Origin of the sequence: Companilactobacillus sp. HBUAS56275 (assembly GCF_036913655.1) — a bacterium.
GTDB lineage: Bacteria > Bacillota > Bacilli > Lactobacillales > Lactobacillaceae > Companilactobacillus > Companilactobacillus pullicola.
This window is the reverse complement of record NZ_JAYKKK010000002.1, coordinates 24,047-40,674: the sequence shown is the minus strand read 5'-3', so window position 1 is coordinate 40,674 and position 16,628 is coordinate 24,047. Positions and strand designations below refer to the sequence as shown.

The window sequence follows — 16,628 nt, the reverse complement described above, 5'->3', positions numbered from 1 at the left end:
CCAAACGCTTGCGCGCCAACCACGTACCCTTACCTCGGTTTGGCACCAAGATGTAGTATCGCACGTTCAGGTCATCCCCGTCAATCTAAATCGTATTAAACGATATCCTTTATATCCAAATAATTTCAAGCTATTCTTGACAATCAATACCTCGTTATACATAATATGATGTTAAAGGAGGTATTACATGAACTCACAACTAAAAAAAGGATTATTAGACGTTTGCGTTCTTGCTGAACTCCGTAATTCTGAATCGTACGGTTATGCCATTATTCGTGATTTGGAACCAATGATTGAAATCTCTGAATCTACTTTGTATCCAATACTCAAACGTTTGCTAGCAAAGAAAGCAATCACGGTAACAAAAAGAATACATAATAATCGAATCAGAAAATATTATAAAATCACAGACATTGGTGAAAATGAAATTACAGAATTTCTTAACGATTGGCATCATGTAGAGAAAATTGTTGATTATGTTCGAGGGGGAGATATCAATGAATAAAGAAGAATTTTTAGTTGAATTAAAAATTCAATTAAAAAAATACGGAATCACTAATAGTGATCAATATATCAGTTATTATTCTGAATTTTTAGAAGATCTAATTGAAGATGGCTATTCAGAAAAAGAAGCAATAAAAAAAATTGGTGAACCGAATAAGATCATTTTATCCATCTTGTCCGATGAAGATGTCCAAATACCAAGAGCTAAAAGTAAAATTAAAAGTGCATTATTATTAATGGGGATTCCTATTTGGGGTCCCATCATAGCTGCGGGATATATTATCCTACTAGCATTAGTATTTGCTGTAATGATTTGTAGTATAGCTTTCTCTTTTTCAGGAATCTGGCTACTATTGGGGAGTTTGATAGTACTATTTAAAACAGGTATTTTAAATTTTCTATTTCAATTGGGAACTGCCCTTATTTTTGGGGGAATGGGTATAATTTTTTGGCAATTATTTTTATTTAGTTTCCAAAAAGCCTATGGTCTAGTTAAAATCATGTTCCATAATTTTACTGAAAGTGAGGTTTAATCATGAATGTGTTTAATTTTAATAAAAAATTCATACTACTAGGTTTAGGTCTTATGTTAATGGGAATAGTCCTCTGTATAATGATTTTTGCCTGCTTTGGATTCGACATAAGCGAATTCATTAAAAATTCTGGTAATATTTACTCACCCATAAATTGGTCTTCGAAATAGTAATAACATCTCTTATAAAATATATTATTTTTATTAAAAAAACGGCTGAAATCGCAATGATTTCAGCCGTTTGGCATTTATTGTTTCACATGGAACATATTGTATAAAGACATATGTTCGCCACCATATATTGTGGTAGATTTTAATCCATTATCTTTTGATTGTTTTAACTAAATCAAAACAAAGTTTATGACTAAGAATAGCTGAATCTGGACTAACTGGATTTTCACTATTGTTAGAAACTGCCTCAAGAAAAGCTCTAATAATAGGATCAAATCCTCTTGTTACTAACGTATTCTCCCAATCAGGGCGTGAAGTTTGTGTAACTGCACCTGTCTGATACGTCTGTAAGAGATTTAAGTTAGTAACTACCCGCCGTGTTTTCAAACCCTGAACGGTAGTCATTTCCAGGTTACTACCACCAATCATATTCGTAATAATTTGAACGTGACTCTTTGCTCCAGTCAAAGTAATATAGCCTTGTTCTAAATTACCGTCATTAGTAACTAAGAAGTTGTCTACTTTTTGGACAGGTTCATCCATCAAATAAACGGCCGTATCAACTGAATGGATCATCAAATCAAAAATGGCGAAAGCTGTTGGTTGTAATGCTTCCTCACGAATTTTTTCCGAGACGATCGTCCGTTTGTCAGCAATTTGTTTTAACTGTTGATCAAATGGTGCAAAACGACGATTGAAGCCACAAGTTAACAGTAATTTTTTTTTCGTTGCTAAATGATAAAGTTCTTCTACTTCGGCTAAATCTTCTGAAACTGGCTTATCGACATAAACGTTGATACCGGATGTCAATAATTGCTTGATGATCTGATAATGAGTTTGTGTGGGCGTATGAACAAAGACTGCCAGTGGTTTTTCAGCTATCAATTGATCTAGAGTTTGATGGAAATGTTTGAACCCATATTTCTGTTCTAGCATCTTCCCTTTAGCTTCATTTCTAGTCGTTAAGTGCCATTCGTATTTATCTTGTAAAGTCGCCATCACTGGTAAATAAGCTTTTTGCGCAATATTCCCCAGTCCAATAACACCAATTTTTTCCATATATTTAACCTCTTAATCTTGATTGAACAATTGCAAATGTTCTTTGAGGTACTTTCCAGTTAAACTAGCTGCATTATCTGCAACCGTTTTCGGTGTACCCGTTGCTACAATTTTACCACCATTGATCCCACCTTCGGGACCTAAGTCGTTGATGTAGTCAGCATTAGAGATAATATCCAAATCATGTTCAATCACGATGATCGTAGCGTGACGCTTCAACAGTTTATTGAAGACATCTAATAACACACCGACATCCTTAGGATGCAAACCGACACTAGGTTCATCGAAGACAAAGAGTTGATTCTTTTGGCTTCGCTTCATATAAGTGACTAATTTCATTCTCTGAGCTTCACCACCAGATAAAGTTGGCGTACTCTCGCCTAATTTGAGGTAGCTTAATCCGATATTGACTAAAACATCCAGAGTATTCTTAATTCGAGGAACCTCTTGGAAAAATTCAGTTGCTTCTTTAACTGACATATTTAAAATTTCAGCAATATTTTTGCCGTGCCATGTGATATCAAGAATTTCCTTCTTATAACGATTTCCATGGCAGACAGGACAGGTTTGAACCATATCAGGTAAGTACTGAATGTCCAAAGTAATTACGCCGGTACCTCCACAATTTGGACAAGCACCTTGTTTATTATTATATGAGAAATAGGTTGGCGTGAATTTTTTAGCCTTAGCTTCTGGAGTCTGCGCAAATAATTTTCGCATGTGATCCAAAATCTTAGTATAGGTTCCAACCGTTGAACGAACATTTTTTCCAATCGGAACTGAATCCACTTTAACGATATTTTTTATGTCAGCATTATCGACAGATTTAACGAATTTCGGTAACTTTTCACCATCAATTTTGGCCTGTAACGCTGGTAATAAACTGTCAAAAATTAATGTTGTCTTACCTGAGCCAGACATCCCTGAAACAACATTGAGTGATTCCTTGCTGAACTTAGCCGTCATGTCGTGAATATTATAGCGGTCACCGATTTGAACAGTGATAGTCCCTTTTTTAAAGTTCGTAGTTGGTCGATGTTTAATAATATCAGCTTTACCAGTTAAATAAGGTTGAATTACTGAATCGGGATGCTTCTTGATTTCATCAACCGTTCCTTGAGTAATAACCTGGCCACCATCAGCACCTGAATCAGGACCAATTTCAATCACATAGTCAGCCGCTGCAATGATACTAGTATCGTGATCAACAACGATTAATGAATTTCCTAACTGAACCAATTCCCGCAGGATTTTGATCAACCCAGCCACATTTGCAGGATGTAATCCGACACTAGGTTCATCCAGAACATACAAAACTCCGGTCATTTGATTTCTAATTGTTCGAGCCAACTGAATTCTCTGCAATTCCCCAGTTGATAAGGTATTACCAGCACGCGAAATGGATAAATAGTTAAGTCCCAAATCAACGATGGGTGATAGCAAATCCAATAATTCATTAGTCAAATTTTTACCCAAAGACTTCATATCTTGAGGTAACCAATCCACAATCTTCTGGGAAAATCCTTGTAGTTCAGAAATCGTAAATTGGGAAACTTCAGCGATATTCTTGCCAACTAATTCATTGGTAAACAACTTAGGATTAAAGCGACTGCCATGACAGGCTGGACAAACTTTCTCAGTATAGAATCTCTCCAAGCGAGCCAAAGTATTTTCATTTTTAGTACTCTTTAAACTATTCTTAACCGCCGTAATGGCATTTTCGTAAAGGGCATTCAATCTAAATGAACGGCCTGTTTTAGTAGGAACGAGAATTTCCTTCTTCTGTTCTTTACCATTTACCACGATATCTCTTTCTTTAGCCGTTAAATCTTTAAATGGAACATCTGTCCGAACACCTAGTTCTTTAATTATTTCTTTTTGAAGTGTTCGTCCTGGCAAATTCCAAGATGTAACAGCACCTTCATCGATACTGAGACTTTCGTCAGGAATAATCTTATCTAATTCAATTTCTTTCAAGAAACCTGTTCCCTGACATGTGGGACAAGCACCTTCTGAATTGAAGGCGAAATCTTCGGCACTGAAGGCCATAAATTTAGCGTGGCAGATAGGACAGGTCATTATTCCCATTGCCTCGTCACTTGTTGGTAGGTCCATGACCTGAGAAATTTTTAAAGTTGGATCTAGTCGATGACCATTGGGACAGACTACTGATGCCAAACGTGAAAACATTAGGCGTAGAATATTCAAACTTTCGGTCATTGTTCCCACAGTTGAACGAACACCAGGTACGACTGGACGCTGTCTTAAAGCAATTGTAGAGGGTAAATTCTTAATGTCTTTAACATCGGAACGTCCCATCTGGGTAATTCTTCTTCTGGTGTAAGTTGATAGTGCATTGAGATATTTTCTAGCCCCTTCAGCATAGATCGTATCCATGGCTAAGGAAGATTTCCCTGAACCTGAAACTCCTGTTATAGCAACAAAAGAGTTCAAAGGGATATCTACATCGATATTTTTGAGGTTGTTTGCATTTGCACCAACAACTTCAATATTGTCCGGAATATAGTTTTTATGTCTAATTGTCATAATTTCCTCCGTCTAATTAACAGGTTGATTATAACATTGCATAAGATAGTTCTTAAATATAACGATATCTGGGATATTTCACAATTATTTATCAATTGATAAATAGCGGCGGAACAGTGGAATTTTCGTTCTATTCTAAAAGAAGGGCCATGTCGCTTGCGACATGGCCCTTCCGGTTTTTCATACATTTAATTTTTACAAAGTAGCGTTATAACGATTAATTAGCTTGTGGTAACTTAGCAATCTTTCCCTGTTCAATATAAACACTCAAGATACCGATATCAGCGGGGTTAACACCACTAATACGACTTGCTTGAGCAATTGTTTCAGGATTGATCTTACTCAATTTTTGAACGGCCTCAGTAGCTAAACTATCAACCTTTGTATAATCAATACGATCAGGAATCTTCTTTGATTCCATCTTCTTCAATCGGTCAATTTGAAGTTGTTCCTTCTTGATATAACCAGCGTACTTCGTAGCAATCTCAACTTGTTCAGCAACTCGGTTATCAACTGGAAAATCAGCTTCCCCAACCATATCAATAATATCTTGGTAATGAACTTCTGGTCTTCTCAAGAAATGATCAGCTAAAACACCATCTTTCAATGGCTTCAAGTCATGTGCCTTTAAGAATGGCAATGCTTGCTTAGGAGTAATCATCTTACGTGAAAGACGATCTAGTTCCATCTTGATTGTTTGGCGCTTTTCTTTGAATGCGTTATAACGGTCATCACTAATTAATCCTAGAGCATAACCCTTATCAGTCAAACGAAGATCAGCATTGTCATGACGCAAAATCAAACGATATTCAGCACGACTAGTTAATAAACGATATGGTTCATTAGTTCCCTTTGTTACAAGGTCATCGATCAATACACCGATATAAGCTTCGTTACGGTGTAAGATAAACGGATCTTTACCTTGGGCACGCAAAGCGGCATTGATACCAGCCATGATTCCTTGACCAGCAGCTTCTTCGTAACCAGATGTTCCGTTCATTTGACCGGCAGTGAAGAGATTCTTAACGACCTTAGTTTCAAGGTTCAACTTCAATTGCCATGGTTCGATAACATCATATTCAATGGCATAGCCTGGACGCATCAACTTAGCATTTTGAAGTCCTGCAACTGAGTGCAACATCTTCAATTGGATTTCCTCAGGCATAGAAGTCGAGAAGTCACCAACATAATATTCTTGAGTATCCTTACCTTCTGGTTCTAGGAAGATTTGATGTCTTGGCTTGTCAGCAAAACGGACGATCTTATCTTCGATTGATGGACAATATCTAGGACCAACACCCTTGATTACACCAGAGAACATTGGTGCACGATTAAGATTTTCACGAATAATCTTGTGTGTATCAGCGTTTGTATAAGTCATCCAACATGAAATTTGGTGTTGAAGATAACTTGAATCTGGAGTCTCAAATGAGAAATGGTTTGGTTCTTTATCGCCAGGTTGTTCGATAGTTTGATCAAAATCAATCGTATCCTTGTTAACACGTGGAGGTGTACCTGTCTTAAATCTTGTTAACTTGAAACCATGCTTCTCTAGATCCTCAGATAACTTGATTGAAGGAATACTGTTATTAGGACCTGATGAATATGTCAATTCACCAATAATGATCTTACCTCTGGATGATGTACCAGCTGTTAAAACAACTGTTTTAGCGTGATATCTAGCACCTGTAGCTGTAACGATACCCTTGCAGACGCCATCTTCAACGATCAACTTTTCAGCAATACCTTGGCGAAGTGTTAAGTTAGGTTCTTGTTCCAAAGTATTCTTCATTTCACGATGGTACATATTCTTATCAGCTTGGGCACGTAACGCTCTAACAGCGGGACCCTTACCAGTATTAAGCATTCTCATCTGGATATAAGTCTTATCGATATTGCGACCCATTTCGCCACCTAAAGCATCGATTTCACGGACAACGATTCCTTTAGCTGGTCCACCAACTGAAGGATTACATGGCATGAAAGCTACCATATCCAAATTAATTGTAATCAATAATGTCTTTTCGCCCATTCGAGCAGCAGCCAAAGCAGCTTCTGAACCCGCATGACCGGCACCTACAACGATAACATCATAAGTTTCTGAATCAAATTCTTTAACTTCCATTTTTCCACCTATTAACTTAAATTAACTATTTTCCTAAACAGAATTGTGAGAACAATTGTGTAATCAACTCATCTGGATAACTTTCACCGGTAATTTCGCCGAGAGTGTTCCAACAAGCTGTCATATCGATTTGTACAAGGTCAATAGGCATTCCTGCCTCAATTCCTGAAATAACGTCATTAAGACTGCTTTTGGCCTTACGAAGCAATCCTGCTTGTCTAGCACTTGTGATAATGACGTTGCTACTGTTGTCTTCAATACCTGAATTAAAGATTTTACCAATAGTTTGTTTGATTGTTTCAATACCATCATTTTTGATAGCTGAAGTTTGTAAAACAATATCATCAGCTTTTAATTGAACCACTGAGTTAGGCGTTATAACGGGCATCAAATCATTTTTATTGAAAATGACGATTCGTTTCTTGTCCGTTGTTGCATCTAATAGTTCAATATCGTCTTCTTCTAGCTCACGACTGGAGTCCAAAACTAAAATTACCAAGTCAGCACTCTTCAATGCGCTCTTAGAACGTTCAACACCAATCTTCTCAACTTTATCTTCGGTATCACGAATTCCGGCAGTATCGATCAATTTAAGCGGAACGCCATCAATATTGACGTATTGTTCAACCACATCACGGGTCGTTCCGGCAACGTCAGTTACAATCGCTTTTTCTTCATCCAAAAGACGATTCAAAAGACTAGATTTACCAACATTAGGTTTTCCGACAATAGCTGTAGCTAAACCATGTTGCAAGATTTCACCACTATCAGCGGTCTTCAATAATTGATCAATACTTGAACTTACAGTACGAGCTTTTTCCAACAACATTTTAGTTGTCATTTGATCAGTATCATATTCCGGATAATCAATATTAACTTCGACTTGAGCCAAAGAATCCAAAATCTCTTGACGTAAGTTAGCAATCAAATGATGTAAGTTTCCGTCCAACTGATTGACAGCCACTTGCATAGCTTTATCAGTTTTCGCACGGATCAGATCCATCACAGATTCGGCTTGCGTTAAATCAATTCGACCATTTAAAAAGGCCCGTTTTGTAAATTCACCAGGTTCGGCCATTCTGGCACCAGAACCAATCAAAAGTTGAAGCACTTTATTCGTTGCAACTATACCCCCGTGGGTATTTATTTCAACTACATCTTCACAGGTGAAAGTCTTAGGGGCACGCATTACAGAGACCATTACTTCATCCACTAATGATCCGTCTGTTGGATCAATAATGTGACCGTAATTAATTGTATGGCTTGCAACTTTAGCAAGATCACGACCCTTAAAAATTTTCTTTGCGACTGAAACAGCCTGATCTCCTGACAAACGAACGATGGAGATAGCACCTTCCCCAGGAGGTGTTGAAATAGCGGCGATTGTGTCGTATTCAGTTACTGCACTTGGCATAATATAGCTCCCTTCTCTATTTTTGAGCATAAAAAAAGTGCATAATCCGCCCGTTTGGACGGAAAAGCACCTTGACTACTTTTCTATATTCGATATTGAAATTTCTAAAACATCTTAACGAGATTTTTAGAGATTGTCAATTATTTACGATTTTTATATACACGCTTCTTAGCTTTTCTAATTCGGCGTTGTTTTTCACGTTCTGCTTCCTCAGCCTCTTTTTGTTCACGACGATACTTGAACGGGTTTTGGAAAACCAATGTCTGAAGAACTTGGAATGCATTAGTTACAACCCAGTAAATTGTAATAGCTGATGGGAATGTCAACGCTGGAACAAAGATAAAGATTGGCATGACATAAGTCATGATCTTTGTCGTTGCATTTTGTTGTGGTTGTGAATAGCTTGAAATGTATGTACTCAAGAAAGTAAATACACCAGCTAAAATGGCCATGATGTAATATGGATCAGCTTTTCCTAGTTGCATCCATAAGAAACTACCATTACGCAACTGTGTTGTCTTGTAAATAGCTTGATACAAGGCAAACATAACTGGCATTTGAATTACCAATGGCAAACAACCAGCCACAGGGTTTACTCCTGCTTCACTATATAACTTTTGTGTCTCTTCTCTCAATTTTTGTTGAGTGTCGACATCTTTTGATGAATATTTGTCCTGAAGAGCCTTCATTTGAGGTTGAATCTTCATTTGTTTATTCATACTTCTGATCTGAAGCCAGTTAAGTGGCAACAAGATGACACGAACAATAATTGTGAAAAGAACGATGGCCCAACCGTAACTATTACCAACAATTGATGCTAACCAAAGAATGAATCGGGAGAAACTATATAAAATATAGTGATCCCAGAATCCAGTACTGTTGCTTGTGATCGGCTCATTCAAGTTAGAACAACCTGTCAGCACCAATACAACACTAAGTAATAGTGCAATACCTATGTACTTCTTTAAGCTTTTTTTATTCACTTTTACACCCATTATTTTTTATTTATTAAAATTTAATACCCTACTGTAATATTTTACCTAATTTTAATAAATGCACAATATTCTTTTTCGTTTCGAACATGTCCAAATCGACAGCTGGCTTTCTTGCAATAATCAAGAAATCTAGTTCTGCAGGAATTTCAGGCTTCAATTCCAAAAGTGATTGACGAACGTATCTTTTAATACGATTACGTCCTACTGCTGTGTGTGAAACTTTTTTACCAACGGATAAACCAACACGGAAATGTTTTTGGTCCTTTTTTTCAATCTTATATAGAACGAAATTGCGATTAGCGACTGAATATCCATTTGAATAAACATATTGAAACTCATTTTCTTTTTTTATTCGATAGCTTTTTCTCATATGTCACCAGACTACTCTCGTTTTGTAATAAAAAAAGACCACCAAAATGTTTAGTGATCCTTCAAAACTAAGCTGATAATACTTTACGACCCTTTTTACGGCGTCTTGCTAGAACTTTGCGACCATTACTTGTACTCATTCTCTTCATGAAACCATGGACGCGTTCACGGTGACGCTTCTTTGGTTGATATGTTCTCTTTGTAGTCATCAGTAAACCTCCTGACTCTTAATAAATATTTTTTTAAATAACACTTCTTCAGACAATTGCTTAACTATAATATCATGTTCTAGCTCGAATTTAAACAGCTAATTTCCTATTAATGGAATTCTTCCAAAAAAGTTTTTCGCATTTTCGACTGTGGATAATTTGTTTAAAAAATTCATAACTTATTTTTTCCACAGATAGATAAACAGGGTTTTCCAACTGTTAACTTCACTGTGTTTTACTTTTCCACAAGTTTGGTGGAATTCTTGTTTTTTCTTTGTAACAACCGTAAATAAGGACTTTTTTGGCCTGTTAATTGTGGATAACCGTGTTAATAACTAAAAACGATTTTTATTTTCCACAAGGCTGTGGATTAAAAAAATACCAGCTGTTATTTCTTCATAATTTAAACAAGTGTTCTGTGGAAAACTTCTTAATAGAATGATAAACTATAAAATGTCATTTTAGGGAAAAAATTATCCACAACTTAAGATTGGGGGGAACTAATTGCAAAATATAAATAACTCAACTGATCCAAAACTAACTGAATTTTGGGATTATTTTACAAGTAAACTTAGATCTCAATTAACATCCGTTAGTTATTCAACTTGGGTTGAAAGTGCAAATCCCTTATACATAGATGGAAATAACATTTATATTTCAGTCCCAACAAAACTTCATAAGGACTATTGGGAACGAAATTATACCGAAAAAATTGCTATTTACTCTTATGAATTAAACGGAATTGAACTCAACCCAATTATTGAAAATGATGATGAAGCTACAAAAAAAGAGGAGCAAGAAATTACTCCTCACATTGAGCCTGCTACCGAGTCAGCTCAACCAAAACACATATTTCATAATTCACATCTGAATCCGAAATATACTTTTTCATCATTTATCGTTGGTAGTGGTAACCAAATGGCCCACGCTGCAGCACTTGCCGCAGCTGAAGATCCAGGCGGTGTCTATAATCCACTATTTATTTATGGAGGCGTTGGTTTAGGAAAGACGCATCTGATGCAAGCTATTGGACATCAAATGATCAAGCTCGATCCAACTGCCAAAGTAAAATACGTTACTAGTGAAACTTTCGCAAATGACTTCATTAATTCCATTCAGATGAGGACTCAGGATGATTTTCGACAAGAATATCGCAACGTTGATCTACTATTAATAGATGACATTCAATTCTTCGCCGAAAAAGAGGGTACTCAAGAGGAATTTTTCCATACTTTCAATGAATTATACGAAAACGGCAAGCAAATCGTTATGACTTCTGACCGTTTACCAAACGAAATCCCTAAATTACAAGCCAGATTGGTTTCTCGTTTCACCAGTGGTTTATCAGCTGATATCACCGCTCCTGACCTTGAAACTCGAATTGCTATTCTAAGGAACAAAGCCAAAGCAGAACATCTAGAAATTCCTAATGATACTTTGTCTTACATTGCAGCTCAGATTGACACAAATGTCCGTGAACTTGAAGGTGCTTTGATACGCGTTCAAGCCTATTCAACGACCAAAAACACTGATATAACTAAGTCCGTCGCTGCTGATGCGTTAAAGGCCTTTAAACTATCTAATGATAAAAAAGGTCTATCCATCGCAAAAATTCAAAGTAAAGTTGCGAAATTTTATCATGTCTCCGTTCAAGATTTAAAAGGTAAGAAACGTGTAAAATCAATCGTAGTACCTCGACAAATCGCTATGTACTTGGCTCGAGAGCTGACAGATCGATCACTTCCACAAATTGGTATGGAATTTGGCGGAAAAGATCATACAACTGTCATGCATTCTTGTGATAAAATATCCGAATTGGCTCTAAAAGATGACGATTTAAAACGCTCCATCAACGAATTAAAAGATGACCTCAGAAATTAACATGTTCATAACTTTTGAGTTTTCCCAGAGTTATCCACACCTGTTAATAACATTCAAAAAGCAAATGAATATTAGGTTCTAGTGACTTATCCACAGTTTTAACAGGCCCTACTACTACTTCTATATTTATATTAATTAATTAAAAAAGGGAGTTACCTATGAAATTTTCTATTGATCGATCAAAATTCATAAACCAAACAAGTAACGTTCAGAGAGCAATTTCAACAAAGACAACTATTCCAATTTTGACTGGAATGAAACTAGATCTTTCTGAAAGCGGCTTAACAATTACAGGAAGTAATTCAGATATTTCTATTACTTCTTTCATCTCTAAAGAAAATTCTGAAAATGATTTGAAAATTGAATCTACTGGTTCAATCGTTTTACCAGCCAGATTTTTCAACGAAATCATTAAGAAACTTCCTGGTGACAATTTTGAACTTGAAGTTTTGGAAAATAATCAAACTTTAATCAAATCAGGTGTATCAGAATTTACTATTAACGGATTAGATGCTGTTAACTATCCACACCTTCCAGAAGTTGAAACTGACAACCAATTGGTTCTTCCAACTGATGTCTTTAAAGAAGTTGTTAACCAAACAGTTATCGCTGTATCAACTCAAGAAAGTCGCCCTGTTTTAACTGGTGTTAATTTCTTGATCAGCAACGAAGGACTAACAGCCGTTGCTACAGATAGTCATCGACTTTCTCAAAGAAGAATTAACATTACTAGTGAAGAAGACTACAACTTGATTATTCCTGGTAAGAGTTTGACGGAATTAGTTAGAACTATCAGTGATAGTGTTAAAGAAATTTCAATGTCGATCTCAGAAAATCAAGTATTATTCAGTTTTGACAACATTATGTTCTACTCAAGATTGTTGGACGGAAGATATCCAGAAACAGATCGCTTAATTCCTGAAGAATCAAGTACAAAACTAACTTTTGACTCTTCAAAATTACTTGCATCTGTTGAACGTGCATCTTTGCTTTCCCATGAAAGTAGAAATAATGTTATTAAATTAGAAATCAAGGCTGTGGATAAAAAAGCCACACTTTACGGTAATTCTCCAGAAGTTGGTACTGTGGAGGAAGTTCTAGATTTCGATAATCTTGAAGGCGATGATTTGGAAATTTCATTCAACCCTGATTATTTGAAAGATGCTTTAAGATCATTCGGTAGTAATGTCACTATCGAAATGAGCTTCACATCTCCATTGCATCCATTTACTTTGAGACCTGTTGAAGATCGTGATAATTTTGTGCAACTTATCACTCCAGTTCGTACATTTTAATGTGAAATTAGCTAAATAGGCTGAACTTTTCGGTTCGGCCTATTTTTTTTCGCATTATATAGCTAAATGCCGTAATTTTGCGTAGAAACTTTTTTTGAGCGATTTTAGTGGGTGGATACTCATTATGGCAAAAATTGCTCTAAACGGCTGATATGTCTTTCTAAGTTGTTTTTTATTGTGAAAACAACTATAATATTAATATGTCATTAATGGATAAATCTAATAAATAGGGTGTTAACTATGTCTGAAAAAATTAAGCTTGAAACTGAATTTATTACTTTAGGTCAACTCTTAAAAGATGAAGGTGTCATTGAGACTGGTGGCCAAGCCAAATGGTTTTTGAGGGAAAATTCAGTCTTACTTAATGGGAGTCCTGAGGATCGTCGCGGTAAAAAATTGCGCTCCGGTGATGTAATAGTTGTCGGTGATCAAACTTTTGAAATTGAATAGTGTTTGTTAAAGAACTAAAACTTCAAAATTACCGTAACTATGAATCCTTGCAGGTCGAATTTTCGCCGAATATTAATGTATTTTTAGGTGAAAATGCCCAAGGCAAGACCAATTTATTAGAGGCTATGTACTTTTTAGCTTTAACAAGAAGCCATCGAACATCAAATGACAAGGATTTAATTAAGTGGGGCAATGATTTTGCCAGAATTTCTGGAACCGTAATAAAGGATAATAATAGTCGCTTGAAATTAGATTTAGTGATTAGTAAATCTGGAAAAAAGGCTAAGTTGAATAATTTGGAGCAACGTAAATTGTCGACTTACATTGGTAATTTGAATGTAGTTCTTTTTTCACCCGAGGATCTTTCAATTGTGAAGGGCAATCCAGGAATCAGACGAAAATTCATTGATATGGAATTTGGTCAAATGTCGACGCAGTATTTAAAGACAATGAGCCAGTTTCGTTCAGTTTTAAAACAGCGTAATGCGTACTTGAAGAAACTTCAGCATCATCAAGCAAAAGATTTGATTTATTTGGATGTTTTATCCGATCAATTTGCGGCTTATTGTGCTGAAGTAGTTTTTTCACGCTTACAATTTTTAAAAAAGCTTCAAGGCTATATTGAAAAGATTCATGCAAATATAACTGAAGATCATGAAAAACTAGAAATCACTTACAGTACATTTTTCAATACTGATAGAAAATCTCTTGAAAATATATATGACATTTTCAAAGAGAATTTCAAGAAAAACTATCAACGTGAGATACAACGTGGTGTGACCCTTGCTGGGCCTCATCGTGACGATATCAAGTTTTTAGTTAATGGGAAAAATGCTCAGGATTTTGGTTCACAAGGTCAACAGCGTTCGGTTGCACTAAGTTTAAAGTTAGCTGAAGTTGAATTAATGAAAGATCAAGTTGGCGATTATCCAATTCTCTTATTGGATGATGTTTTATCGGAGCTTGATCATAAACGCCAAACCCATTTACTGTCGTCGATAAAACATGGGATTCAAACATTTATCACGACAACATCGATTGACGATGTGGATCCTGATTTGGTGAAAAATCCTAATATTTTGAATATAAATAATGGCAAAGTTCAACAGGAGGAGATTTAATGGCTGAAGACAGAAAAGCTGAGCTAGAAAAGAAAGAAGAAAAAGTCGAAGAATATGACGCAAGTCAAATTCAAGTCCTTGAAGGGCTAGAGGCTGTTCGTAAACGTCCCGGTATGTATATCGGTTCTACTAGTAAACAAGGTTTACACCATCTTGTTTGGGAAATTATTGATAATGGTATTGATGAAGCTCTAGCTGGTTTTGCTACAAAGATCGAAGTAACTGTTGAACCAGATAACTCCATTACTGTTACCGATGATGGACGTGGTATTCCAGTTGATATTCAAAAGAAGACTGGTAAGCCAGCTCTTGAAACAGTTTATACAATTTTGCACGCCGGTGGTAAGTTCGGCGGTGGCGGATATAAAGTGTCTGGAGGACTTCACGGTGTTGGTGCTTCGGTAGTTAACGCCTTGAGTAGTGAATTGGATGTTGAAGTCGTTCGTGCAGGTAAGCGCTACGGTATCGACTTCAAACGTGGCAAAGTAAATCATGCTATGCACATTTTAGGTGATGCTGGTGAATTTGCTCACGGTACCAAAGTCCACTTTGTGCCAGATCCAGATATTTTTACAGAAACTACAGTTTATGATGATAAAGTTTTAACAACAAGAATTCGTGAGTTGGCTTTCTTAAATAAGGGACTCAAACTTACATTTACAGATAAAAGAGCTGATACAGCTGAAAAATTAGTATTCCATTATGAAGGCGGAATTAAGAGTTACGTTGAATTTATGGATAAGGATAAAGAAGTTCTTTTTGATGAACCAATTTATCTTGAAGGGGTTCAAGACGGAATTACTGTCGAGGTTTCTTTGCAATATACCGATGAATACCATACTAATTTGATGACTTTCGCTAATAACATTCATACCTATGAAGGTGGTACACACGAAGTTGGTTTTAAGACTGCGTTGACACGTGTTATTAACGATTATGCTCATAAAAACAAGTTAATGAAGGATACTGAAAAGTTGTCTGGTGAAGATGTTCGTGAAGGAATGACTGCGGTTGTTTCAATCAAGCATCCAGATCCACAATTTGAAGGTCAAACAAAGACAAAACTTGGTAATAGTGATGCTCGAACAATTACAGATAGATTGTTTAGTGAACACTTCTCCAAGTTCTTAATGGAAAATCCCGATATTGCTAAGAAGATCGTTGAAAAAGGTTCTCTTGCAACTAAGGCACGTTTAGCTGCTAAGCGTGCTCGTGAAGTAACTAGAAAACAAAATGGTTTGGAAATCAGTAATTTGCCAGGTAAGTTGGCTGATAATGCCAGCAAAGATCCTGAAATTTCTGAATTGTTCATCGTCGAGGGTGATTCCGCCGGTGGTTCCGCTAAGACTGGTCGTTCACGTTTGACACAAGCTATTTTGCCTATTAGAGGTAAGATTTTGAACGTTGAAAAGGCTTCAATGGACAAGATTTTAGCTAATGAAGAAATTAGAACGTTATTCACAGCTATGGGTACAGGTTTTGGAGAAGATTTCGATATTTCTAAAGCTAGATATCACAAGATCATTATCATGACCGATGCTGATGTCGATGGTGCTCATATCAGAACGTTACTTTTGACATTGCTTTACAGATATATGCGTCCGGTCGTTGATGCAGGATACGTTTATATTGCTAAGCCACCTTTGTATCAAGTACGTCAAGGTAAGATGATGCAATACTTTGATACAGATAAAGAAAAAGACGATTTTGTTGAACAATTACCAGCAAAACCAGAACCAAAGATCCAACGTTATAAGGGTCTTGGTGAAATGGATGCTGATCAACTTTGGGAAACAACTATGGACCCTGATAAGAGAAGATTAGATCGTGTTAACCTCGATGACGCCATTGAAGCTAACGAAATCTTCTCAATGTTGATGGGTGATAAAGTTGAACCTAGAAGAGAGTTCATTGAAGAAAATGCACGATATGCTGAAGTAGATTATTAGGGAGGAT

At 36.3% G+C, this 16,628-nt stretch carries 14 protein-coding genes; 7 read left to right on the top strand and 7 right to left on the bottom strand.

The features are described 5' to 3' along the window. Positions 1 to 187: 187 nt before the first annotated feature. Positions 188 to 505, top strand: coding sequence for a PadR family transcriptional regulator (locus tag U8526_RS03835; protein ID WP_334340645.1), 318 nt, complete (start codon positions 188 to 190; stop codon positions 503 to 505). Then, positions 498 to 1,037 carry a DUF1700 domain-containing protein gene (locus tag U8526_RS03830; protein ID WP_334340644.1) on the top strand — a complete coding sequence of 180 codons (540 nt, stop codon included), beginning with the start codon at positions 498 to 500 and terminating at the stop codon, positions 1,035 to 1,037. The genes U8526_RS03835 and U8526_RS03830 overlap by 8 nt, the downstream gene beginning before the upstream one ends. A 320-nt stretch (positions 1,038 to 1,357) precedes the next feature. Here U8526_RS03830 and U8526_RS03825 read toward each other — a convergent pair whose 3' ends face one another. The 7 genes from U8526_RS03825 to rpmH form a co-directional block, all read right to left on the bottom strand. Further along, the gene (locus U8526_RS03825) at positions 1,358 to 2,266 is read right to left on the bottom strand and encodes a Gfo/Idh/MocA family protein (protein ID WP_334340643.1); all 909 of its coding nucleotides are present in this window, start codon (positions 2,264 to 2,266) and stop codon (positions 1,358 to 1,360) included. A 12-nt stretch (positions 2,267 to 2,278) separates the two neighbouring features. After that, positions 2,279 to 4,813, bottom strand: coding sequence for an excinuclease ABC subunit UvrA (locus U8526_RS03820; RefSeq protein ID WP_334340642.1), 2,535 nt, complete (start codon positions 4,811 to 4,813; stop codon positions 2,279 to 2,281). Between the two features lie 217 nt (positions 4,814 to 5,030). Next, on the bottom strand, positions 5,031 to 6,938 hold the full coding sequence (mnmG, locus tag U8526_RS03815) for a tRNA uridine-5-carboxymethylaminomethyl(34) synthesis enzyme MnmG (protein ID WP_334340641.1): 1,908 nt from the start codon (positions 6,936 to 6,938) through the stop codon (positions 5,031 to 5,033). A gap of 25 nt (positions 6,939 to 6,963) precedes the next feature. Beyond that, complete coding sequence (gene mnmE, locus U8526_RS03810) at positions 6,964 to 8,352, bottom strand: tRNA uridine-5-carboxymethylaminomethyl(34) synthesis GTPase MnmE (RefSeq protein WP_334340640.1); 1,389 nt, start codon at positions 8,350 to 8,352, stop codon at positions 6,964 to 6,966. Positions 8,353 to 8,492: 140 nt separating this feature from the next. Beyond that, entirely contained in the window at positions 8,493 to 9,347 is an 855-nt protein-coding gene (yidC, locus tag U8526_RS03805) for a membrane protein insertase YidC (protein WP_334340639.1), read from the bottom strand. Between the two features lie 28 nt (positions 9,348 to 9,375). Then, a complete protein-coding gene (gene rnpA / locus U8526_RS03800; protein WP_334340638.1) occupies positions 9,376 to 9,717 on the bottom strand; it encodes a ribonuclease P protein component in 342 nt (113 codons plus the stop codon). Positions 9,718 to 9,784: 67 nt separating this feature from the next. After that, positions 9,785 to 9,925 (bottom strand): 50S ribosomal protein L34, encoded by a 141-nt coding sequence (rpmH, locus tag U8526_RS03795; protein WP_025085419.1) that lies wholly within the window; start codon positions 9,923 to 9,925, stop codon positions 9,785 to 9,787. Positions 9,926 to 10,429: 504 nt separating this feature from the next. Here rpmH and dnaA point away from each other — a divergent pair. From dnaA to gyrB, 5 genes are all read left to right on the top strand, one after another. Next, positions 10,430 to 11,806 (top strand): chromosomal replication initiator protein DnaA, encoded by a 1,377-nt coding sequence (gene dnaA / locus U8526_RS03790; RefSeq protein ID WP_442886189.1) that lies wholly within the window; start codon positions 10,430 to 10,432, stop codon positions 11,804 to 11,806. A gap of 158 nt (positions 11,807 to 11,964) precedes the next feature. Beyond that, positions 11,965 to 13,101, top strand: coding sequence for a DNA polymerase III subunit beta (gene dnaN / locus U8526_RS03785; RefSeq protein ID WP_334340637.1), 1,137 nt, complete (start codon positions 11,965 to 11,967; stop codon positions 13,099 to 13,101). Between the two features lie 240 nt (positions 13,102 to 13,341). After that, positions 13,342 to 13,551, top strand: a complete 210-nt coding sequence (gene yaaA, locus U8526_RS03780; RefSeq protein WP_025085416.1) for a S4 domain-containing protein YaaA — start codon at positions 13,342 to 13,344, stop codon at positions 13,549 to 13,551. Further along, positions 13,551 to 14,672, top strand: coding sequence for a DNA replication/repair protein RecF (recF, locus tag U8526_RS03775; protein ID WP_334340636.1), 1,122 nt, complete (start codon positions 13,551 to 13,553; stop codon positions 14,670 to 14,672). The genes yaaA and recF overlap by 1 nt, the downstream gene beginning before the upstream one ends. Continuing rightward, positions 14,672 to 16,621, top strand: coding sequence for a DNA topoisomerase (ATP-hydrolyzing) subunit B (gene gyrB, locus U8526_RS03770; RefSeq protein WP_334340635.1), 1,950 nt, complete (start codon positions 14,672 to 14,674; stop codon positions 16,619 to 16,621). The genes recF and gyrB overlap by 1 nt, the downstream gene beginning before the upstream one ends. Positions 16,622 to 16,628: the final 7 nt, after the last annotated feature.